At 63.1% G+C, this 19,797-nt stretch carries 20 protein-coding genes and 1 pseudogene; 10 read left to right on the top strand and 11 right to left on the bottom strand.

The genetic code is table 11. The features are described from left to right. Positions 1-972, bottom strand: a complete 972-nt coding sequence (locus ACF8EA_RS13820; RefSeq protein ID WP_367251294.1) for a GlxA family transcriptional regulator — start codon at positions 970-972, stop codon at positions 1-3. 131 nt (positions 973-1,103) lie between these two features. On the opposite strand from ACF8EA_RS13820, the gene ACF8EA_RS13815 reads away from it, so the two are divergent. Then, positions 1,104-1,745, top strand: a complete 642-nt coding sequence (locus ACF8EA_RS13815; protein ID WP_367251295.1) for an HD domain-containing protein — start codon at positions 1,104-1,106, stop codon at positions 1,743-1,745. A gap of 45 nt (positions 1,746-1,790) precedes the next feature. Here ACF8EA_RS13815 and ACF8EA_RS13810 read toward each other — a convergent pair whose 3' ends face one another. Beyond that, a complete protein-coding gene (locus ACF8EA_RS13810) occupies positions 1,791-2,786 on the bottom strand; it encodes a 5'-nucleotidase (protein ID WP_392522347.1) in 996 nt (331 codons plus the stop codon). Positions 2,787-2,928: 142 nt separating this feature from the next. Here ACF8EA_RS13810 and ACF8EA_RS13805 point away from each other — a divergent pair, with 142 nt between their 5' ends. Then, the gene (locus tag ACF8EA_RS13805) at positions 2,929-3,414 is read left to right on the top strand and encodes a hypothetical protein (RefSeq protein WP_392522345.1); all 486 of its coding nucleotides are present in this window, start codon (positions 2,929-2,931) and stop codon (positions 3,412-3,414) included. A 7-nt stretch (positions 3,415-3,421) separates the two neighbouring features. Here the strand turns inward: ACF8EA_RS13805 and ACF8EA_RS13800 are convergent, their stop codons facing one another. Next, complete coding sequence (locus tag ACF8EA_RS13800) at positions 3,422-4,417, bottom strand: D-2-hydroxyacid dehydrogenase family protein (protein ID WP_367251300.1); 996 nt, start codon at positions 4,415-4,417, stop codon at positions 3,422-3,424. Positions 4,418-4,672: 255 nt separating this feature from the next. Next, positions 4,673-5,572: a LysR substrate-binding domain-containing protein gene (locus ACF8EA_RS13795; protein ID WP_392522344.1), complete on the bottom strand. Its 900-nt coding sequence runs from the start codon at positions 5,570-5,572 to the stop codon at positions 4,673-4,675. 94 nt (positions 5,573-5,666) lie between these two features. Here ACF8EA_RS13795 and ACF8EA_RS13790 point away from each other — a divergent pair, with 94 nt between their 5' ends. Continuing rightward, positions 5,667-6,842: an MFS transporter gene (locus ACF8EA_RS13790; RefSeq protein WP_392522342.1), complete on the top strand. Its 1,176-nt coding sequence runs from the start codon at positions 5,667-5,669 to the stop codon at positions 6,840-6,842. Positions 6,843-6,894: 52 nt separating this feature from the next. On the opposite strand, the gene ACF8EA_RS13785 is transcribed toward ACF8EA_RS13790, so the two are convergent. Continuing rightward, complete coding sequence (locus tag ACF8EA_RS13785; RefSeq protein ID WP_392522340.1) at positions 6,895-7,518, bottom strand: glutathione S-transferase family protein; 624 nt, start codon at positions 7,516-7,518, stop codon at positions 6,895-6,897. 197 nt (positions 7,519-7,715) lie between these two features. Here ACF8EA_RS13785 and ACF8EA_RS13780 point away from each other — a divergent pair, with 197 nt between their 5' ends. Both ACF8EA_RS13780 and ACF8EA_RS13775 read left to right on the top strand, forming a co-directional pair. Next, positions 7,716-8,018, top strand: coding sequence for a DUF3077 domain-containing protein (locus ACF8EA_RS13780; protein ID WP_392522338.1), 303 nt, complete (start codon positions 7,716-7,718; stop codon positions 8,016-8,018). A 79-nt stretch (positions 8,019-8,097) separates the two neighbouring features. Next, positions 8,098-8,820, top strand: a complete 723-nt coding sequence (locus tag ACF8EA_RS13775; protein ID WP_021783159.1) for a hypothetical protein — start codon at positions 8,098-8,100, stop codon at positions 8,818-8,820. A gap of 75 nt (positions 8,821-8,895) precedes the next feature. Here the strand turns inward: ACF8EA_RS13775 and ACF8EA_RS13770 are convergent, their stop codons facing one another. From ACF8EA_RS13770 to ACF8EA_RS13760, 3 genes and pseudogenes are all read right to left on the bottom strand, one after another. Next, positions 8,896-9,447 (bottom strand): WYL domain-containing protein, encoded by a 552-nt coding sequence (locus ACF8EA_RS13770; protein ID WP_021783158.1) that lies wholly within the window; start codon positions 9,445-9,447, stop codon positions 8,896-8,898. A 361-nt stretch (positions 9,448-9,808) separates the two neighbouring features. Beyond that, positions 9,809-10,036, bottom strand: a pseudogene (locus ACF8EA_RS13765) (NAD-dependent DNA ligase); the annotation flags it as partial. A gap of 228 nt (positions 10,037-10,264) precedes the next feature. After that, complete coding sequence (locus ACF8EA_RS13760; RefSeq protein WP_252459977.1) at positions 10,265-11,689, bottom strand: PLP-dependent aminotransferase family protein; 1,425 nt, start codon at positions 11,687-11,689, stop codon at positions 10,265-10,267. A 325-nt stretch (positions 11,690-12,014) separates the two neighbouring features. Here ACF8EA_RS13760 and ACF8EA_RS13755 point away from each other — a divergent pair, with 325 nt between their 5' ends. Continuing rightward, positions 12,015-13,427 carry an amino acid permease gene (locus tag ACF8EA_RS13755; RefSeq protein ID WP_004575400.1) on the top strand — a complete coding sequence of 471 codons (1,413 nt, stop codon included), beginning with the start codon at positions 12,015-12,017 and terminating at the stop codon, positions 13,425-13,427. 3 nt (positions 13,428-13,430) lie between these two features. On the opposite strand, the gene ACF8EA_RS13750 is transcribed toward ACF8EA_RS13755, so the two are convergent. Beyond that, positions 13,431-13,610 carry a hypothetical protein gene (locus tag ACF8EA_RS13750; protein WP_028698076.1) on the bottom strand — a complete coding sequence of 60 codons (180 nt, stop codon included), beginning with the start codon at positions 13,608-13,610 and terminating at the stop codon, positions 13,431-13,433. A 114-nt stretch (positions 13,611-13,724) separates the two neighbouring features. On the opposite strand from ACF8EA_RS13750, the gene tam reads away from it, so the two are divergent. Further along, on the top strand, positions 13,725-14,501 hold the full coding sequence (tam, locus tag ACF8EA_RS13745; RefSeq protein ID WP_392522336.1) for a trans-aconitate 2-methyltransferase: 777 nt from the start codon (positions 13,725-13,727) through the stop codon (positions 14,499-14,501). Here the strand turns inward: tam and ACF8EA_RS13740 are convergent. Next, the gene (locus ACF8EA_RS13740) at positions 14,491-14,862 is read right to left on the bottom strand and encodes a DUF2784 domain-containing protein (RefSeq protein ID WP_392522334.1); all 372 of its coding nucleotides are present in this window, start codon (positions 14,860-14,862) and stop codon (positions 14,491-14,493) included. The genes tam and ACF8EA_RS13740 overlap by 11 nt on opposite strands. Positions 14,863-15,017: 155 nt before the next feature. Continuing rightward, positions 15,018-15,887, bottom strand: coding sequence for a LysR substrate-binding domain-containing protein (locus ACF8EA_RS13735; RefSeq protein ID WP_392522332.1), 870 nt, complete (start codon positions 15,885-15,887; stop codon positions 15,018-15,020). A gap of 243 nt (positions 15,888-16,130) precedes the next feature. Between ACF8EA_RS13735 and ACF8EA_RS13730 the strand changes: the two genes are divergently transcribed. The 3 genes from ACF8EA_RS13730 (at position 16,131) to ACF8EA_RS13720 (ending at position 19,664) form a co-directional block, all read left to right on the top strand. Next, on the top strand, positions 16,131-17,447 hold the full coding sequence (locus tag ACF8EA_RS13730) for an MFS transporter (protein WP_103462611.1): 1,317 nt from the start codon (positions 16,131-16,133) through the stop codon (positions 17,445-17,447). A gap of 14 nt (positions 17,448-17,461) precedes the next feature. Continuing rightward, entirely contained in the window at positions 17,462-18,853 is a 1,392-nt protein-coding gene (locus ACF8EA_RS13725; protein ID WP_330508052.1) for an FAD-dependent oxidoreductase, read from the top strand. A gap of 97 nt (positions 18,854-18,950) precedes the next feature. Then, positions 18,951-19,664, top strand: a complete 714-nt coding sequence (locus ACF8EA_RS13720) for a YebC/PmpR family DNA-binding transcriptional regulator (protein WP_004575404.1) — start codon at positions 18,951-18,953, stop codon at positions 19,662-19,664. Positions 19,665-19,797: the final 133 nt, after the last annotated feature.

Below are 19,797 nucleotides of genomic sequence, written 5' to 3'. Positions count from 1 at the left end.
TCACCTTGGCCGCCCAAACCGCTTGCGATACTCAGCCGGCGTCACCCCCACATGCTTCACAAACGTTCGCCGCAACGTGTCGGCATTGGCAAACCCACACAGCGCGGCCACTTGCTTTGGCGCCTCCCGCCCAGTTTCCAGTCGCGCCCGTGCGGCACTCACACGTGCCAACTCCACCCAGGCTGCCGGTGTCATGCCTACATCGTGTTGAAATACCCGTGCAAAATGCCTGGGGCTGAGCCCAACCCTTGCAGCCAGGGAGGCAATCCCATGGTCCAGTGCCGGGTTGGCGGCCACGTACCGCTGCAATTCTTGTAGCGCCGAGCGCCCGACAGGTGACGTGCCGCCTTGGCGGCTGAACTGCAGTTGCCCGCCAGGCCGTTTGAAGTACATCACCAGCTGTCCCGCTACCTGTTTGGCAACGTTACCCCCAAGGTCCTCTTCCACAAGGGACAGGGCCAAATCCAGGCCAGCCGTCACCCCGGCGGCAGTACGCAGTTTGCCGTCGTGCACCTGAATGGCATCGGCGTCCACTTGCACCCGGGGATAACGCTCGGCCAGCGTTTGCACCACGGACCAGTGGGTGGTCGCGCGGCGATCATCCAGCAACCCCGCAGCTGCCAGGGCAAATGCCCCGGTGCATACCGAGCCGTAGCGGCGGCAAGTACCAGCGCGCAGGCGCAGCCAATCAAGAATGCCCGGGCGCAGGTACTGGTCAGCGGCATGTGGCGTGCCGGCAACCAGCAAGGTGTCGATGGCTCCCAGCGCTTCCCCGATCCAGCCGTCAGCGACCAACCGAGTGCCGGAAGAGCTGACCAGCGGCCCTGGCTCGCAAGCCAGCAGCAGCAGGCGATAGGCGTCACGACCGGCTTGGCGGTTAGCCTCGGCGAAAACATCGAGCGGGCCGCTGGCATCCAGCAGTTGTACGCCGGGCATGGCCAGAATGGCGACGGTAATGGGAGGAGGGGGCATGATGGCTCCAGGCAGTTTACAGCAAGTCCGTTATTCATCGACAATGGCAGTATATGGCGTTACAAGTCAATTGAGGACATTGGCGCGCAGCCGCAAACTGACCGCGTCATCAACCCACCCAAGGAGCGACCATGTCCTCATCCATCGCCGGTATCCAGGTGCCTGACAGCGCCATGGCCCGGGAAATCACAGAACTTGTGCGCGACACGGCTTCACCACTGCTCTTCCACCATTCCAGCCGGGTTTTCTATTTTGCTGCCCTTGCCGGGCAGCGGTTAGGGCTGCGTTATGACAGCGAACTGCTTTACGCGGGTTGTATGTTCCATGACATGGGGTTGACCCATGAGCACAGTAGCGAATGCTGCCGCTTCGAGGTTGATGGCGCCAACGCAGCGCGTGATTTCCTACAGTGTCGTGGCGTGGACGAGCGCGATGTCGAACGCGTGTGGACAGCGATCGCGCTGCATACCACGCCGGGAATTCCAGAGCACATGCACCCCCTGATAGCCCTGGTAACGGCGGGGGTGGAGACCGATGTACTGGGGCTGCATCACGAGGGGCTGGGTAATGCCGCACGGGATGCGGTGGTGCATGCTCACCCGCGTGGGGGGGATTTCAAGGAGGCCATCATCCAGGCGTTTTACGAGGGGATCCGGCATAAGCCGCAGACCACCTTTGGTAATGTGAAGGCGGATGTCATCGCGGACAAAGAGCCGGCCTTTCGGCCGGGGAATTTCTGCAGCATCATTCGTCAGTCTTGTTGGGCAAGCTGAACAGCGAGCCCGCAGACTGCAGCACCCGCTCGCCGGCGCGGCGCTTTATGGCGTGCATGGTAATGCGCAGGTTGGCAGTTGATCCTGCTCCAGGTCTGGTGCCTGAGGCGAGCGCACCCTGTTCGCCACCCCGAACGGTACATGCACCATCGGCAGGTTCCCCGCTGGCGATTGCAAGTGCGTGCGCTGGTCGTCGAAAAACACATGTGGCTTCAATATCGACAACACCCTGGGTTTATCCATACCGCCTAGAAAAAAGCACTCATCCGGCGATACGCCCCAATCCTTCAAGGTCGTCACTACTCGCTCATGCGAAGGCGCGTTGCGCGCCGTGACGATGGCAATGCGCAGGATCCGCTGGTACGTCGGGTCTTCGGCCAGCTTGCGGTCCTCCAGCATACGTATCCGCGAGAGCTTGCGGTAAAGGTCTGCCAAGGGCCCCGGCGAATGCGGGGTGCCCTTGTGCACGCGCTCGTGTTCCTGAAAGTCGTCCAGGTTGTCGTTGCGCTTGTACACACTCTCTGCCTCGTCGTCGGCAATCACGCCATCGAAGTCGAAGGCCACCCGCAGCTCGGTGTCGATTTCATCATCGTAGATGCGTGTAGGCAGCACACGCCCGGCAGGGTAGTTGGCGTCGATGGCCTTTTGCACATCTTCCTCGTTGGCACTGAGGAACAGCGAAGCATTGAACGCGGGGATGTACTCGTAGGGCGAGCGGCCCGACATGAATGCCGCACGGGTGATGTCTAGCTGATAGTGGCTGATGGAGCGGAACACCCGCAGGCCGGTTTCCGGCGAGTTGCGCGAGAGCAGCACCACTTCTACCGGCAACTGGTCGGGGAACGCCTTGTTGATGCTCAGGAAGCGGCGAATGAACGGCAGCGCCACCCCCCTGGGAAACGGCTCGTCCAGGTTCTGTTCCTGATGTTGGCGGTAGGCCTCGACACCTTGTGTCTGGTAGATGTCATCGGAAACGGAGAGGTCGAACAGCGCACTCGAGGCAACGCCGATGACCAGTTTTTCTTCAATGGGGTAGGGCATGAAGCGGCTCCTGCGAGTGGCTTGAAGGCAAGTGTACGCGCACGCTCTGACGAAAGCCGCGAATTGCGCGACTCATCAGTGGATCCGATGATGTCAATTTGATAGCTTCTCGCCCCTTACCGCAGTATCCGGATAGTGATTGATGAACCAGCTACATGAACACGGCACCCTGACTCCGCTTGCCGAGGCGAGTGGGAACAGGATGCACGAGCCCCACCTTGAGGCGGACGCTTCGACCCTGCGGGCCACCGAACACGAAGCACTGCAGGCCAGTATCGAGGCGCTGAACAAAAAGCTGGTGGCAAGTACCCTGGCCCGCGTGCAGAAAGAAGGGGCGATCCGCAAGAGCCTTGAGCAGTGCCAGCAGCAACTGGCCGCCAGCAACCAGGCTCGGGAGGAGCTGTCCATCACGGTGACCACGGCGCTGAAGAAGCTCGTACTGGCAACCAGCGCCCAGGCAGACCGCATGGACAGTGTGGAGGCGCGGTTGACCGGCCTGGCCAAGCACCAATGTGGATGCGCGTCGCAGTCAGCGCCCGGTTGGCCAGCGTATCTGGAACGTCATGCCGTGTCGTTGCTCGCCTTGGCCGTGGCGGTCTTTACGCTGGGGCTGCACCTGCTTGATTAGGACAACTTCAAGGCTGCGCCGGGTTTAAGCGTTGAAGTGCCAAAGCTTGCGGGTTGGCGACGTTCTTCGGCACCCCTTCGAAAAACGCCAGCACATTGTCGAAGGCGTCACCGAAGTACAGCTCGTAGCCGTTCTTCTCCACATACCCCAAGTGGGGCGTGCTGAGTACACGTGGGTGGCGCAGCAGGGGATGGGCCGGGTCGAGTAACGGCTCTTCCTCATAAACATCCACCGCCGCGTAGCCCGGCCGCCCGGCATCCAATGCCTGCAGTAATGCGCCTGGTGCAATCAGTTCTGCGCGACTGACGTTCACCAGCAAGGCATCGGGCTTCATGTGGGACAGATCGTCGAAGGTCACCCCATGGCGTGTCTGATCCGAAAGGCGCAGGTTCAGGCTGACAATATCCGCCTCGGCAAAAAACGCCTCGCGCGAGGCGGCAGCAGCGTGGCCATCGGCTTTGGCTGCGGCGCGGCTGCTGTCGCTGCCCCACACCAGCACGGGCATGTCGAAGGCCTGCGCATAACGCGCCAGGCGCTGGCCGATCTTGCCATAGCCCCAGATGCCCAGCGTCTGCCCGGCCAGCGCCTGGCCCAGGTTGACCTGCCATTGACCTTGGCGGAAGGCATCAATGGCCGGCACCAGTTGCCGGCGGGCATTGAGGATCAGCGCCCAGGCCAGTTCGGCAGGCGCTACCGGCGATCCCCGCCCCTCGGTCACGGCAATGCCGCGCGCGGTGCAGGCAGCCAGGTCGAGGTGGCTGGACACCTTGCCGGTCTGGCTGATCAGCTTGAGGTTGGGCAGGCGGTCGAGCAAGGCGGCGTCGATGCGTGTGCGTTCGCGGGTGAGTACCAGGGCGTCGGCATCGGCAAAGCGTGCTGCAAGTTGTTCCAGCGTGGCAGGCGGGTGCTCATGAAGGACGCTGACAGCATGCCCGCTCAGCTTGCCGAAGCAATCGAGGGTACGGATTACATCCTGGTAGTCGTCGGGAATGACAATGCGCATGGTGGTCTGGCCCGGGCGGTACAGTGAAGCGTCGAAGATAACCTAACGGACGGTATCGGTGTCAGATCAGGCTGCAGTCGTTGCACACCATCACCGGCTCTGTCACCCAGTGATGCAACCGCCATGCGGTTACCGAACGGGTCTTTCAGTTGTGGCATGCACGTCTTGTACAGGGCCAAGACAGCGGTATGAATCGACCGTGCCTGCCGGAATTCGACGGTGCGTTGGCGGCCCTGTCGCGACCTGAGGCCGGCTCTACAGGCCGCCAGATAGCTGCTCAACCAGAAAGTCCACAAACACCCGCACCCGCGCCGGCATCGCCGGGCCGCCGACGAACACCGCATGAATCGGTTCCCGATCACCAGGGTTGTAAGCCTCCAGCAACGGCACCAGTTGCCCGTTGGCCAAGTCATCGGCCACGGTAAAGGTGCCGATACGCGCCACGCCGGCGCCCAGCCTGGCCAGTTGCGCCAGCGCCTCGCCACTGCTGCATTCGATATTCCCTTTAACCTTCAGTGAGAACGTATGCCCGTCGCGGTGAAACGGCCAGTCGGGCATCGCGCGGCGGAAGTTGAAGCGCAGGCAGTTGTGCCTGGCCAGGTCTTCAGGCGCAAGCGGGGTACCGTGGCGTTGCAGGTAATCGGGCGAGGCCACCACTACCTGGCCGGTCTCGCCGATGGCGCGGGCGCTCAACGAGCTGTCCGGCAGGTGACCGAAGCGCAGCGCCACGTCGGCCTGGCCGCCGAGAATGTCGGCCACCTCGTCGCTGAGGGTCAGGTCAACCAGCACTTGCGGGTAGCGTGCGCTGAAGGCCGCCAGCAGCGGCACTACGGTCAACCGGGCATGGCCCAGCGCAGCGCTGACCCGCAAGCGCCCGCGTGGCACGCCTTGGTCAGTGATGGCTTCTTCCACTTCGAGCATGTCCGCCAGCACCCGCCGTGCGCCGCGCAGGTAGGCCTCTCCCTCGGGGGTGAGGGTGAGCGCCCGGGTCGTGCGCAGTAGCAGGCGGGTACCCAGGCGCTGTTCGGTGCGGGCGAGAATGCGGCTGACCGCCGAGGGAGTCAGGCCCAGCGCCCGGGCGGCGGCAGACAGGCTGCCCTCTTGCGCCACCTTGGCAAAAATCTCCATCTCTCCGGATCTGCCACTGAAGTCCATTTGTGCCTCTTAAGCAAAGGTGGTTCGCAAAAATGCAGTCTAGTGCGTGTTTGGAACGGATCGTAGCATTTGCGGCATAGATAAGGAGCTTGTCATGCGTATCAATCCACCGCTTGTCGCACTCGCCATCGGTGCCTTTGGCATCGGCGTTACAGAGTTCGCCCCCATGGGCATGTTGCCCAGTATCGCTACCGACCTTGGCGTTTCCATTCCTGCTGCCGGGCTGCTGGTCAGTGCCTATGCCATCGGCGTGCTGATCGGCGCGCCGCTGATGACCCTGGCCACAGTGAAAATCCCGCGCCGTTACCTGCTGATCGGGCTGATGGCCATTTTCACCCTGGGCAACCTGATGTCGGCCCTGGCCAGCGACTACGCCAGCCTGCTGGTCGCCCGCGTGGTCACTTCACTCAACCATGGCGCCTTCTTCGGCATCGGCTCGATCGTCGCGGCCAGTGTGGTGCCGCCCGAGAAGCGCGCCGGGGCCGTGGCTGCAATGTTCATGGGTTTGACCCTGGCCACCATCGGCGGGGTGCCGTTGGCGACCTGGTTGGGTGAAATGCTGGGTTGGCGCACGGCGTTCTGGGGTATTGCCGGGCTTGGCCTGGTGGCGATGACCACACTCTGGTACGCACTGCCCAATGTAGCGTCGCCCAAGGGCGAGGGGGCCATGGCCGAGATCCGTGTGCTGGCCCGCAGGCCGGTGTTGGCGGCGTTGCTGCTGACCGTGGTGGGCTCCAGTGCCATGTTCACGGTGTTCACCTACATTGCGCCGATCCTGCAGCATGAAGCGGCGGCGTCCACCCCCTTCGTGACGACCATGCTGGTGCTGTTCGGTGTCGGCCTGACCTTGGGCCACGTGTGGGGCGGCAAGGCGGCGGACCGCTCGATCGATCGCACCCTGATCCTGTCGCTGGCTGGGCTGATTGCCGTGCTGCTGGTGCTCCCGCTGGTACTGGACTGGCCGCTGCCGACCGCTCTGGCGATCCTGGTCTGGGGGGCGGCCAGCTTTGCCCTGGTGCCGCCGCTGCAAATGCGGGTAATGGAGGCGGCCAAGGATGCGCCCAACCTGGCCTCGGCGGTGAACATTGGCGCGTTCAACCTGGGCAATGCGATCGGTGCTGCACTGGGCGGCGCGGTGATCAACGCGGGGCTGGGCTACCCGGCGATCTCCCTGGCGGGGGCTGCGATGGCGGCGGTGGGGCTGGTGTTGGTGCTGCTGTTTGCCTGGCGGGGGCGAGGGGGGGTAGCTGCGCGGCAGGTTGCGCTGTAACAGGCCGGAACCTTGGGGCGCTTTGCGCCCCTCGACACACTTCCTGGCGGGACTACGGAGTACCGTTTCGGCCATGCAAGTGATAGGCAGGGCGCTCGCTGAGTCGCTCGTAATAATCGCGCACAGCAGGCAGGTGCGGGTGCTCGAACGGCGTTTCAAACCAGCGGTTGACCGACAGGCCGATAGGGATGTCGGCCAGGGTGAACTGGCTGCCGGCCACATAGGCGCCTGTGCTCGCCAGTTGGCGGTCGAGGATGCGCATGTAGCGTGACCACTCGGCACAACCTGCAGCCAGTGCTTGCGGGTCCTGGTGAGCGGATGAGTGCCTGACCAGCGACATGAACGCGTAGCTCCATGAGCGGTTCAGGTCCGAGGCCTGCCAGTCGATCCACTGGTCGATTCTGGCTCGCGCCTGGGCCTCGCCGGGATAGAACGCGGTGGCGCCGTAGCGGTTGGCCAGGTAGCGGATGATGCTGTTGGATTCCCACAAGGTGAAGTCGCCGTCCTGGATCACCGGGATCATGGCGTTGGGGTTCAACGCGAGGAACTCGGCGCTGTCAGTGGCCTTGAAACCAGAGCCCCAGTCTTCACGTTCGAATGCGATCTCGAATTCGGCACAGGCCCACATGACTTTTCGCACATTGATGGAAGAGGTTCTTCCCAGTATCCGCAGCATGGTGTTCGTCCTTGTGTGGGGGAGGTTGATCGTCCGCCACTGCCGGGGGCGGGTCAAGGGGCTGAGCGGTGGCTCGGCGCTCCCTTTGCAGGGTTCTTGTAGTCCATTTCCTAAAGTGACCGTTTCCACGCCTTTGTCATTGTAATGGGGTAGACAGCGGCCTAGCCTCTGCACGCGCCTAACCTTGAGGAATGGACATGGACAGCGAAACGCCGAAAAACAGCAGCAAACCCACTGTCGTGCGTGCAGCGAGCCGCTTCGGCAACAGCGATGCCGAACTGGTGCAAATGAAACCGCAGCTGCCAATACGCACCGCACTGATGGAAGCTTCGGGCATCATGGGCTGCATCACCGAAATCACTCGCAAGGCCATCGACAGGCCTGACGACCGCCAGGTGATGATGAAGGCCACGTACTACCTGGCCGGGATGGCCAAGTCACTGATCGACGGCCAGCTGCTGCAGATACGTCAGGCGCGCGAAGGCGAGGGCGAAGCCTAGCCAGGCTTGCCTGGGGGTCGCGAACTTGGCACCCTTGGGCGGTTTTAATCGTCTGTAACACGACAGAAGGAAGCATGCATTGAGCTGGGACAAGGTGGGAAAGCTTCTCGTCGCTGTGCTGATCGGCCTGATGGTCCTGTTGGCCGCCTACGCGTTGCTCAGGGGCAATCCGCGTCTTGAGGCGTCCCTCACCTATGCCTACCTCACTTACCCCGGCCAGTTCAGCGAGCGGATCAGCAAAGCCAGCGAACAGCTGAAGTACGAGCAGTTGCAGGGGCAAATCAACGGTATCGTTCAAGGCCAGCTGGGCCATGATCAGGTCGAGCGGCTCATCGAAATGGCGCAGGCACCTTATGCTCAGCTGTTCGCCAAGCCTTTCGAGGCCGGGCTGGTCGACCACCGTACCGGCCTGCTGGTCGAACTGCACAACAGTGGTGATGCGCAGGTCCGGCAGGTGAAAATCCGCCTGCCAGCCAAGGGCCTGGTGCAGGTGCGAAATGCTGCCGGCAACGACACGCTGCTGGAAACCCCCACCGCCCAGGTTGATATACCGGCCATCGAGCCAGGTGGCACATGCAAGGTGTGGGTGTATTTCGATGCCGACTACTCACAGATCCGCCATGGCGGGGTCAGTATCAGCCATGCCGATGGTGAGGCCAAAGTGCAGGTGTACCGCGAGGTCATCGGTTTTCCGGCCATGGTGGCCCGTTACAGCCGTGAGCTGATGATACTGCTTGGCATACTGGCGGCCAGCGTACTGGGCCTGGCCTATGCTTGCCTGGCACGTCGTGACCCGCGGTAAAGCGACCTGAGCCATTCCGGCGTCGCGTTTTGGCGATGCCGTAGCGTATCCCGGAACCTACTGACGCCGTTGGCGTTATTGCTTACAGCTCTCTCCATCATGCAGCGCCAGGCTCTGGCGCAATTGTTCAATCATGGCCGCGCGCAGCGCCTGCGGGGCCTGGATGCGGATCGAACCCGCCTGGGACAGCAGCCAGCCCATCAGCGCACGGTTGTCGACGACGGTGGCCACCAGCGCGGCACCGCCGCTAGCCTGCGGCGTCAGTTGCATGTCGAGGGACAATGGTGACTGTTCCAGGCGGCGGGCCAGCGCGTCATCGACCCAGGCATACAGTACAACGTGTGTCGGGGGCGCAAGTGTGTCGGGTTGCAGCTGCTGCGCTTCGCCCAGGCTCAAGCCCGGTTGCCAGTACCAGCCATAAGGCATGCCTTTACTGTTGCACTGTAGCGGGAACAGTGCGGCGAGCTCTACCAGGTCGCGCTCGACGGTGCGTTTGCTGGTGGTATGGCCCACGGCTGTCAGGGCAGCCTGCAACTGGGTGGAGCTCATTCCCGGGTGGCGGCCGGGCAGTAACTTGAGCAGTTGCCACTGGCGGGCGATGGTATGGCGGGTCGGGTGGCTGGGCAAAGGGTTCGTCCTTGAAGACAGGCACCAAGCCTGCCAGGGTAGTGGCGTTTAGCTATTGCCCAGCATACCTTTTCCAGGAATGGGATCCAAGTTCCCGGACGCGCTCTTGGCTTGAGGCGTGTCACTGTCTTGCCACAACTACCAATTCCACAAAGGCTCGCTCCCACATGGTACGCGGACCGCTTGCGCGCTGAGTTTTCTGCGCGACTGCGCAGTCCAAGGGGGTGGGCGATGTCCCACAAAGGCCTCGTCTATCGCGTCGAAGACGAGCGTATCGTTGTAGTGGGTGGTATCGGTTGGCAAGCGCGAGCGTAGCGAGGTCTATCGATCTGCTCAGAAGCGGTGAACGCCATCATGGTCATCAACCAAACGCCGCACGCTGCCAATGCGCCTCGCTTACAATCGCAATGTTCGCACCCGCTTCCCTGATTTCCACTGCTTTCTTGATCTTCGTGCCGTAACTGCTGTGCAGCCACTGCTCGTTGCCAATACTGCCAATGACCAGATAGTGGATCTTCTTGCTCACCCCCGCGGCGATTGAACCCCCGCGTTCGACTACCAGTGCTTCGCATGCCTTGCGATGCCCCCATTCCTTTGTTGTCCGGTTAGTTATGGGGTCATCTGAATCAAGCGTCATGCGCTATTGGTAAAAAAGCCAGGTGTTATTTCACCTTGCCATTGCGCCCCGCGAGCCTCCCCCGGGGGCATGGCTGGAAATGATGAGGTGCAGCGGGGAACCTTCGATATCAAGGGAACAAACTAGGCGGACAGCGGGCCCTCACAGGAAGGTGTGGCCCAAAACTGATGTGGAGCGGCCTTACATCCCGCCCCGCCGCACATGCTTCACCAGCACCTTCTCCAACAACTCCCACATCGCCGGGTCCGTACTGAACGCCACATTGAAGCGCATCCACCCGGTCGCCTTGGCGTCGACCATGAACAACTGCCCAGGCCCAAGCATGATGCCTTTCTCCAGCGCATCATCCAGCAACGCGGCACTGTCGGGAATTGCCGGGTGGCGGGTCCAGATGTACATGCCTTCATCCGATTCGGTGAACAGTTCAAAGCCCAATCGGTGCAGGTGCCGGCCAACTTCCTGATGCGCCTCGGCCAGGCGCTGGCGCAGGCGTTTGAGGTGCTTGCGCCAGCGCCCGTCGATGATCGCCGCATACACCACGCGCTCCATCACCTGCGAGGTGGTCAGGCCTGAGCGCATCTTCAGGTGCAGCAGTTTTTGCATCAACTCGGGGTTGGCTAGCATGTATCCGACCCGCACGTTGGGCGAAATGCTCTTGGAATAGCTGCCCACGTACACCACCTGCTGCAGATGGTCGAGGCTGGCCAGGCATGGCTGCGGCTCGGCGACCATGTCGGCGTACAGGTTGTTCTCCACCAGGCGGAAGCCATGCTGGCTGGCAAGCTGCAGCAGGCGGTGCAACTGCGGTAGCGGGGTGCGCGAGCACGTCGGGCTGTGCAGGTGCGGCTGGGTGAAGAACGCCGTCGGGCGGTGGTGGGTGAGCAATTGCTCCAGCTGGTTCAGGTCGTAGCCGGCCGGTGTACGTGGCACGCCTACCAGGGTTGCGCCTTGGGTGCGCAGGATGCTCATGAGGTTCGGGTAGCCGGGGTCGTCCACCAGCACCACATCGCCTGGGCGCACCAGTGTGCGTGCGGCCAGGTCCAGGGCCTGGCTGGCGCCGTGGGTGAGCATCAGCTGTGCCGGGTTGGCGACGATCGACAGCTCTTGCTGCAGGTTCTGGGCGGTCAGCGCACGCAGCTCCATCAGGCCCATGGGGTCGCCGTACCCGGACAACTCCAGCGGGCTGCCGGCCACCTGGCGCAGGCCACGGCGCAGGCCGTCTTCGTACATCCAGTCGTTGGGCAGCCAGCCGCACCCCGGCTTGTAAGGCAACTGGCGGATTTCGAAGATCTGCTGCAGGTACCACTCGGAGTTGAACATTGGTCGACTGGTGTCGGCCTCGGCGTTGTGCTGCTCCAACAGGTCGCCCGCCGCACGGTTGACGAAGAACCCCGCATTGCCACGGCTCACCAGCAGCCCTTGGGCGACAAGGCGGTCGTAGGCTTCGACCACGGTGAAGGTACTCACCGAATAGCTTGCGGCAAAGGCGCGGATCGACGGGACCTTGGCGCCTGGCTTGAGGGTTTGGTTGTCGATCAGCTCGCGCAGCCCATCGATGATCTGGTTGACCAGCGGGGTTGAGGAGTCTGGATGTAATTCGAACATTCGGGGCCTTCAGGGTGCGTATCGCCTGGCGTCTGCAGGGTGTACTGCATGGGCGACCTATACAGTGCAGTGCGAGATTCATGCCACTGTGCATGGCTCTCTGCGTCGGACATTTTTACATTAGGTGTCGGATATCGCCACATAAAGCATGTTCAGTTCGCCTCAGGCAGTCGCCCTGGGGCGCGTCAGCAGGCCGCCATGGAAGGTCTGCGTGTGTTCGTTCACACCATCCTGCCCGCATTAGCACTGATGTACAGGTGAAATCGCCAGCCATCGGGGTTTCACAGTTTTCCTTGGATAAAAAGAAGCACGGGGTACACAACTGATGGACGCAACATCCACAACCACCACCGCGAAAAGCGGGCACGAGAGCAAGCTCAGTGCCTCGCTGAAGTCGCGCCACCTGACGATGATGTCGATCGCCGGGGTTATTGGCGGCGCCTTGTTCGTCGGATCCGGCAGCGTGATCCACAGTGCCGGCCCAGCCGCTGTGCTGGCCTACCTGGCAGGCGGCATCCTGGTGGTGCTGATCATGCGCATGCTGGGTGAAATGGCGACTTCCTCGCCTGACACCGGCTCGTTCTCAACCTACGCCGACCGCGCCATTGGCCGTTGGGCCGGTTTCACCATCGGCTGGCTGTACTGGTGGTACTGGGTCATTCTCATGGCCTGGGAAGCCTATGTGGCGGGCAAGATCCTGCATGGCTTCTTCCCCGACGTTAGCGTCAACGTGTTCGTGCTGGCCACGACCCTGTTGCTGATCACCGTCAACTTCTTCAACGTCAAGCACTACGGTGAGTTCGAGTTCTGGTTCGCCTTGATCAAGGTGATTGCGATCGTCTGCTTCCTGATCGTGTGTACCGCTGCCGTGATGAACATCTGGCAGTTCGGTGAAGTGCGTGGCATCAGCCACCTCACTGCCGAAGGCTTCATGCCCAATGGCATCACCACGGTGATCGGTGCCTTGCTCGGGGTGATGTTCGCCTTCCTCGGCGCCGAAATCGTCACCATCGCCGCTTCCGAAGCCAAAGACCCGGCTGCGCAGATCGTCAAGGCAACCAACTCGGTGGTCTGGCGTGTGTGCCTGTTCTACGTCGGTTCGATCTTCCTGATCGTCTGCCTGGTACCGTGGAACGACCCGCACCTGGGGGTTTCTGGCTATGGCGCTTACCGCCGTACCCTGGAACTGCTGGGCGTGCCGTATGCCGAGCTGCTGATGAACTTCGTGGTGCTGACTTCGGTGAGCAGCTGCCTGATCTCTGGCCACTACACCGCATCGCGCATGCTGTTCTCCCTGGCCCAGCGTGGCGACGCGCCGTCGTTCTTCAAGATCACCCGCGCCGGTACCGGTGTACCGGTGTACGCGATCATGGGTTCGTGCGCCGTGGCCGTGGTGTGTGCGTTGATCAACTTCAGCGAGACCCTGCGCCCGAAAGACGTGCTGGACACCCTGATGAACACCACCGGCATGATCGCCCTGCTGGTGTACCTGGTCATCGCCTTCTCGCAGCTGCGCATGCGCCGCAAGCTGATTGCCGAGGGCAAGGAAGTACGCCTGAAGATGTGGCTGTTCCCGTGGCTGACCTACCTGGTGATCGCGTTCATCGTGGCTGCCCTGGTCACCATGGCCTTCATGCCTGACTACCAGATTCTGGTCATTTCCACCGGTATCGCTGCGGCGGTCGTGGTGGCGATGGGTGTGGTGCACCAGATCCGCTCTGGTAGCAAGCAGCACTAAGCGTTACTCGCGTCTGGAAACGGCCGGCTCCCTTGGGGACCCGGCCGTTTCGCGTTGTTGGGCCTGGGCTTTTTCTGCGGGCATGTGGAAACGCTGGTTCATCCACGGTGAACCGAGCAGGGCGGCCGCGGCGATCAGGGCCAGGATGGCGAGGGCGATGTAGGTCTTCATGGGCGTGCGCATGGAAGGACTGACTTCAAGCATAGGTGATCAGTTCCGGTGTTATCCCTTCGCAACCGTCCCGCCGGGCGACAGATGGCATATGCTAGGCACATTGCCCGCCCAAAGGAGCCGCACATGGCCTGGTCCGCCACCCAGTATTCCCTGTTCGAAGACGAACGCACACGCGCCGTGCGCGACCTGATTGCCGCCATCCCGCCACGGCCGGTGCGCCACGCCACTGACTTGGGGTGCGGCCCCGGCAACTCGACCGAAGTGCTGCTGCAACGTTACCCCGATGCCCAGGTGACGGCGCTGGACAGCGACCCGGACATGATCGACAAGGCCCGTGAGCGCAAGCGGCTGTGCATCCCGCGTGTGCGCACGGTCATTGCCGACATTGCCGGCTGGACTGCCCCCGAGCCGCAGGACCTGATCCTGGCCAATGCCTCGCTGCAATGGGTGCCTGACCACGCCTTGCTGTATCCGCACCTGGTGCGCCAGCTCAGCGAGGGCGCCAGCCTGGCCGTGCAGACCCCGGACAACCTTGACGAACCGGCCCACCGGCAGTTGCGCGAGATCGCAAGCCAAGGCCCCTGGGCGGCGAAGTTCGCCGATTTGCAGCTGCCGCCCCGGCACAACGCGGCGTTCTACTACGACTTGCTCAGCCCGCTGTGCGCACGGGTGGACGTGTGGCGTACCACCTATCATCACCCGTTGATGGGGGGCGCCGAAGCGGTAGTGGAATGGTTCAAGGGCTCGGCGTTGCGGCCTTATCTGGCCAGGCTTGATGAGCAGGAGCAGGCTGACTTCCTGCAGATGTACCTGCAGGCCATGCAGCGCGATTACCCGCCAGCCTCTGATGGCAAGGTCCTGTTGCCCTTCCCGCGGTTGTTCGTGGTCGCTACCCGCTAGGACGGCGCCTGCACCAGGCCACGTAGCCGTAGATGCCGAGGTTTAGTACCAGCACGAGGGTGCCCAGCAGCAGCTGGGTCTGCGGGGTGAGGCCAGCGGGGTAGATCAGTGGCCAGATGTAGTGCTCAACGAAACCGCCCTGGTAACCTGCGTCACCGGCGGCATTGCGCATGCGGTTTTCCCAGGTGGTGAGCGGGCAGCCCAGGTGCAGGCATTCCACCCCCAGGCCCCAGGCCAGGGCCGGCAGGTGCAGCAACAGGGCAGGGCGCCAGCGCAGCACCAGCAGGCCGCCGAATAGCACCAGCAGAATGAAGGCCAGGTGCAGCAGCACCAAGGTGTCGGCGGCAAGGCGGTAGAGCATGGGTGGGTGCCCACGGATTGAGGTTATCCCAGCATAGTTGGGTTGCCTGAACTGGCCCCTTCGCGGGCTCGCCCGCTCCCACAGCTTTACCGCGGATTGTGGATGCTGCGCAGGACCTGTGGGAGCGGGCGAGCCCGCGAAAAGGCCAGCACAGGCTACACCCTTTCCTCGACCATCTGCAGGAAAGTCGCCACCACCCGGCGGGTTCGCTGCTCGCTCAGGCACACCAGGGTCTCGGTCAAATGGCGCTGGCAATCCACTATCGGTAACGCACATACCCGCGCATCGGCACCGAACTCCGCCGCCGACACCACGCCCACGCCAATCCCTATTACCACTGCCTCACGCGCCGCTTCCCGCCCCTCCACCTGGATCGCTGCGCGCATCCGCAGGCCGGCACGTTGCATCTCTTCTTCCAGCGTCTGCCGCGTCACCGAGCCGGGCTCGCGCAGCACCAGTGGCGTGTCGTCCAGGTCGGCCAGGCTGATCGAGCCGCGGCTGGCCCATGGGTGGTGGTGGGAAACGAACGCCACCATCGGGTCACGACGCAGCGGCAGGCAATGCAGGCGCTCGTCATCGACATCCCGGCCCAGCAGGGCCAGGTCAGCCTGATAGCTGAACAGCCGCGCCAACGATTCGTCGGTATTTCCGGTTTCGATCTTCACCTGGATCCCCGGATAGCGCTGGCAGAAGCGGGCGATCTGCGGCAGCACGTGCACCGGCGCATCCACTGCCAGCACCAGGCTGCCGGTCTGCAGTGCACGCGAGTCGTGCAGCAGCTCCTGGGCTTCGGCCTCGCAGGCGAACAGGCGCTGGCTGATGCCCAGCAGCCGCTCGCCAAGGTCGGTGAGCTGCACCGAGCGTTTGTTGCGGTGGAACAGCAATACGCCGAAGCGCTCCTCCAGTTTGCGCACCTGGTCGGACACCGCAGGCTGGGTGAGAAACAACTTTTCCGCGGCACGGGTAAAGCTGCCGTGCACGGCCACCGCGTGGAAAGCCTTGAGTTGAGCGTGGGAAACCGACATGACGACCTCAGTAACAAGCTGAGCTTATGTGTGTAATACGATAAATCGATTTTATTTATCTTACAGCAACTGTTTCCATGGATTTCAGCCCGACGCTGGCACCACGAATGCCGCCAGGGCCATGGCGCTCACACGGCGCCACCTGACCCGATGACAGCCTCGTCATCGCTGTGCGTAACACAAGAACAAGACAGGCGTTTCTTCACATTCTGCCGGCACACTTGAGCAAGAGGTCAGACTTACATGAATCATTCCCTAGCCGCGTTCAAACGCTGGCGCATCCAGATTTTCGCCATCACCTGGCTGGCTTACGCCGCCTTCTACTTCACCCGCAAAGCCTTCTCGGTGGCCAAGCTGGGCATCGCCGAAGACCCAGGTTTCATGCTCGACAAGGCCGCCATGGCCAACCTGGACGCCATCTACCTGGCCGCCTATGCCGTGGGCCAGTTCACCTGGGGCATGCTTGCCGACCGCTTCGGCCCTCGCGTGGTCGTACTGGGCGGGTTGCTGATCTCTGCGGCGGCGGCAGTGGTGATGGGCAGTTACGCAACCTTCCCGATCTTCGCCACCTGCATGCTGGTACAGGGGCTGGCGCAATCCACTGGCTGGGCCGGCTTGTGCAAGAACATCGGCAGCTTCTTCCCGGCTTCGCAGCGTGGGCGGGTGCTGGGCCTGTGGAGTTCCTGCTATGCCTTCGGCGGCCTGGTGGCCTCGCCGTTCGCGGGCTGGTGGGCCTACACCCTGGTGGGCACCTGGCATGCGGCGTTTTTCTCCAGCGCGGTCGTGGTGGCGCTGGTGGCGGTGCTGTTCTTCTTCCTGCAGCGCAACAAACCTGAGGACGTCGGCTTGCCGGCGGTTGAGCCCGAGCCGCAAAGCATGGCCCCGGCCGACAACCTGTGCAGCGTGTGGGCGCCACTGCGGGAAATCCTGCGCAACCGCACGGTGTTGACCCTGGGCCTGGCGTACTTCCTGCTGAAGCCGGCGCGCTACGCCATCTTGCTGTGGGGCCCTGTGATCGTCTTCGAGCAGATGCCCTCGGTGGGCAAGGTGGGCGCGGCAATCATCCCGACCGCTTTCGAACTGGCCGGGCTGCTTGGCCCGATCATGATCGGCCTGGCCTCGGACAAACTGTTTGGCGCCCGCCGCATGCCGGCCTGCGTGATCAGCCTGGTGCTGCTGACCGTGACACTGGCGTTGTTCATGGCGGCCATGCACACCGGCAGCGTGCTGCTGGTGGTGGCCTTGCTGTTCGTCATGGGCCTGACCCTGTACGGGCCGGACTCGATGATCAGCGGCGCTGCGGCCATCGACTTCGGCACCGCCAAGGCCGGCGCCACCGCAGCAGGTTTCGTCAACGGCTGTGGGTCGGTGGGCGCGGTGCTGGGCGGGCTGCTGCCGGGTTATTTCGACGGCGTCACGGTGTTCATCGTGTTCGCGGGCTGCGCGCTGTTCTCGGCGCTGGTGTTGCTGCCGCACTGGAACAGCCGCCCGGCCAGCAGCGCGCAAGGCACCGACGTGGCACCGAACACCAGCATGGCAATCAAGCCACTGCGTACTTAAAGGAAAGCGAGCGAATGAGACCCTTCTGGCTGCAACAGGCCCTGGATTCGGCGCAGGAGGCGGTATGCCCGCCGCTGCAAGGCGATACCCGTTGCGATGTGTGCATTGTGGGCGGTGGCTACACCGGTCTGTGGACAGCGCTGATGCTCAAGGAGGCGGTACCGGCCCTGGATGTGGTGCTGATCGAGGCCGACATCTGCGGTGCTGGTGCCAGCGGCCGCAATGGGGGCTGTGCGTTGTCCTGGTCGGCCAAGTACTTCACCCTCGAACGCCTGTTCGGGGGGGAGGAGGCGGTGCGGCTGGTGCGCGAGTCGGAGCGCAGCATCACAGACATCGGTGTGTTCTGCGCGGCCAATGGCATCGACTGCGACTTCCGCCTGGACGGCACGCTGTACACGGCCACCAATGCAGCCCAGGTGGGTGCCACCGACGCGGTGATCGCCGCGCTGGAGCGCAAGGGCATCAACTCGTTCCGCCGCTTGCCGCTGGAGCAGGTGCAGCGCCTGGCCGGTTCGGCACGGCACCTGGAAGGCTGGTTCTCGCCGGCCGCCGCCACCGTGCAGCCGGGCAAACTGGTGCGCGGCCTGCGCCGGGTGGCCTTGCAGCGCGGCGTGCGCCTCTACGAAGGCACCGCCATGACCGGCCTGGAGCACGGTGCCCCGGTGCAGGTCCGCACGGCCCACGGCACGCTGCGCGCCGACCGTGTAGTGCTGGGCCTCAATGCCTGGATGGCGCGCGTCTTTCCGCAGTTCGAGCGCAGTGTGGCGATCGTTTCCAGCGACATGGTCATTACCGAACCGTGCCCCGAACTGTTGCGCCAGATCGGCCTGGACAGCGGGATCAGCGTGCTCGACTCGCGTATTTTCGTGCACTACTACCACAACACCTCCGATGGCCGGCTGATGCTCGGCAAGGGCGGCAACACGTTTGCCTATGGCGGGCGCATGTTGCCGGTGTTCGACCAGCCGTCGCCGTATCGGCGGTTGCTGGGCGAAAGCCTTGGCGGCTTTTTCCCGGCCTTGGCCGAGGTGCCACTGGCGGCCAGCTGGAACGGGCCGTCGGATCGCTCGGTGACCGGCTTGCCATTCTTTGGCCGGTTGGACGGGCAGGGCAACGTGTTCTACGGCTTCGGTTACTCCGGCAGCGGCGTTGGCCCGTGCCACATGGGCGGGCAGATTCTTTCGTCGCTGGCGCTGGGGCTGGACAACCCGTGGACCCGGTCGCCGCTGGTCAAGGGGCCGCTGGGGCTGTTCCCGCCCGAGCCGATCCGCTACCTGGGTTCGCTGATGGTGCGCAATGCCATCCGCCGCAAGGAGCAGGCCGAAGATCGTGGTGTGCGCCCGCGAAGGCTGGACGTGCGGTTGGCGCGGTTTGCCGCGGCGGCGGGCAAGGCCGATAAAGGCTGATGAGATTTCTTGTCGATCCCATGCTCGAGGGCGTATAAAATGCACCCACTTTTGGCCGGTCGCTTCCTGAACCGGCCGCTGAAACAAGAGAGTCGACATGGGCGCACAGTGGAAAGCCAAACATAGAGAAACAGCGGCCAATGCCAAAGGCAAGATCATGGGCAAGCTGTCCAAGGAAATCCAGATCGCGGCCAAGTCGGGTGCCGATCCCGACATGAACCCGCGCCTGCGCCTGGCCATCGTGCAAGCCAAGAAGGCTTCGATGACCCGCGAGACCCTGGATCGGGCAATCCGCAAGGGCGCAGGCCTGGACGGTGATGCCGTGCAATACCATGCGGTGAGCTATGAAGGTTTCGCACCGCACCAGGTACCGCTGATCGTCGAGTGCCTGACCGACAACATCAACCGCACCGTCGCGCAGATCCGCGTGCTGTTCCGCAAGGGCCAGCTGGGTGCCAGCGGTTCGGTAGCGTGGGACTTCAACCATGTAGGCCTGATCGAAGCCACGCCTGCGAGCGCTGACGCTGATCCGGAAATGGCCGCGATCGAAGCCGGTGCCCAGGACTTCGAGGAAGGTGAAGAAGAGGGCTCGACCCTGTTCATCACCGACACCACCGACCTGGACGCGGTGCAGAAGGCCCTGCCAGAGCATGGTTTCACCGTGACCGCGGCGAAAATCGGCTACACCCCTAAAAACCCGGTAAGCGCGGCGAGCCTGAGTGCAGAAGCACTGGCTGAGGTTGAAGCGTTCCTCGAAGCGATCGACGAGCACGATGACGTGCAGAACGTCTATGTTGGCCTGACCGAGTAATCGTCCGGGCCGCGTTGCGGCCTGTTCGCGGGCAAGCCCGCTCCCGCAGGTTTTTCACGATGCTTTACGATGTGAGAACCCTGTGAGAGCGGGCTTGCCCGCGAGAGGGCCCTTGAATTCCACCGCAGGGAGC

It is taken from the genome of Pseudomonas sp. YQ_5 (genome assembly GCF_043103305.1).
Classification (GTDB): Bacteria; Pseudomonadota; Gammaproteobacteria; order Pseudomonadales; family Pseudomonadaceae; genus Aquipseudomonas; species Aquipseudomonas putida_Y.
This window is presented reverse-complemented; position numbering and strand designations above follow the sequence as displayed.

Coding starts and splice junctions, on each gene's coding strand:
- ACF8EA_RS13755 (WP_004575400.1), top strand. CDS start 12,015: ATGGACGCAACATCCACAACCACCACCGCGAAAAGCGGGCACGAGAGC.
- ACF8EA_RS13810 (WP_392522347.1), bottom strand. CDS start 2,786: ATGCCCTACCCCATTGAAGAAAAACTGGTCATCGGCGTTGCCTCGAGT.
- ACF8EA_RS13795 (WP_392522344.1), bottom strand. CDS start 5,572: ATGGACTTCAGTGGCAGATCCGGAGAGATGGAGATTTTTGCCAAGGTG.
- ACF8EA_RS13760 (WP_252459977.1), bottom strand. CDS start 11,689: ATGTTCGAATTACATCCAGACTCCTCAACCCCGCTGGTCAACCAGATC.
- ACF8EA_RS13720 (WP_004575404.1), top strand. CDS start 18,951: ATGGGCGCACAGTGGAAAGCCAAACATAGAGAAACAGCGGCCAATGCC.
- ACF8EA_RS13780 (WP_392522338.1), top strand. CDS start 7,716: ATGGACAGCGAAACGCCGAAAAACAGCAGCAAACCCACTGTCGTGCGT.
- ACF8EA_RS13740 (WP_392522334.1), bottom strand. CDS start 14,862: ATGCTCTACCGCCTTGCCGCCGACACCTTGGTGCTGCTGCACCTGGCC.
- ACF8EA_RS13730 (WP_103462611.1), top strand. CDS start 16,131: ATGAATCATTCCCTAGCCGCGTTCAAACGCTGGCGCATCCAGATTTTC.
- ACF8EA_RS13800 (WP_367251300.1), bottom strand. CDS start 4,417: ATGCGCATTGTCATTCCCGACGACTACCAGGATGTAATCCGTACCCTC.
- ACF8EA_RS13805 (WP_392522345.1), top strand. CDS start 2,929: ATGAACCAGCTACATGAACACGGCACCCTGACTCCGCTTGCCGAGGCG.
- ACF8EA_RS13815 (WP_367251295.1), top strand. CDS start 1,104: ATGTCCTCATCCATCGCCGGTATCCAGGTGCCTGACAGCGCCATGGCC.
- ACF8EA_RS13785 (WP_392522340.1), bottom strand. CDS start 7,518: ATGCTGCGGATACTGGGAAGAACCTCTTCCATCAATGTGCGAAAAGTC.
- ACF8EA_RS13790 (WP_392522342.1), top strand. CDS start 5,667: ATGCGTATCAATCCACCGCTTGTCGCACTCGCCATCGGTGCCTTTGGC.
- ACF8EA_RS13725 (WP_330508052.1), top strand. CDS start 17,462: ATGAGACCCTTCTGGCTGCAACAGGCCCTGGATTCGGCGCAGGAGGCG.
- ACF8EA_RS13750 (WP_028698076.1), bottom strand. CDS start 13,610: ATGCGCACGCCCATGAAGACCTACATCGCCCTCGCCATCCTGGCCCTG.
- ACF8EA_RS13735 (WP_392522332.1), bottom strand. CDS start 15,887: ATGTCGGTTTCCCACGCTCAACTCAAGGCTTTCCACGCGGTGGCCGTG.
- tam (WP_392522336.1), top strand. CDS start 13,725: ATGGCCTGGTCCGCCACCCAGTATTCCCTGTTCGAAGACGAACGCACA.
- ACF8EA_RS13820 (WP_367251294.1), bottom strand. CDS start 972: ATGCCCCCTCCTCCCATTACCGTCGCCATTCTGGCCATGCCCGGCGTA.